1 protein-coding gene is annotated in these 320 nt (G+C 47.2%); it reads right to left on the bottom strand.

Annotated elements, in window-relative coordinates:
• Positions 1-5 precede the first annotated feature (5 nt).
• Positions 6-320: hypothetical protein (locus Q4563_RS18195; RefSeq protein ID WP_303605503.1), on the bottom strand; the 315-nt coding region annotated here is incomplete at its 5' end.

Below are 320 nucleotides of genomic sequence, written 5' to 3'. Positions count from 1 at the left end.
GTTTTCTACCCCTCCTTGTAAAAAATTATTATAAAACAATGGCTTGCCAAGGTGGTTGCAAAAACCACCGCATTTGCAAAAGTTGACTGATTTTTAAACAGCATATGGTTGCCAAAGCACCTGTTATTTCTTACCTGAGTACTTTGCCCCGTTGCCGCAGCAAAGTCAGCCTGATGATGGTTAAAAGCTTTTGTTGTCTGTGCCGTCTGTGCCGGGGGCTGTTTGCTGCAAAACGGCCACGGACGAAACCGGTCACGAACGGAGCGTCTGTTTATCCTTGAGGCTGCTATGCTGACGGTGAGAGTCTGGCTGTCTTGATG

This window comes from Gilvimarinus sp. 1_MG-2023 (genome assembly GCF_030548285.1).
The sequence above is the reverse complement of the archived record's forward strand: the minus strand, read 5'-3'. Positions and strand labels throughout refer to the sequence as shown.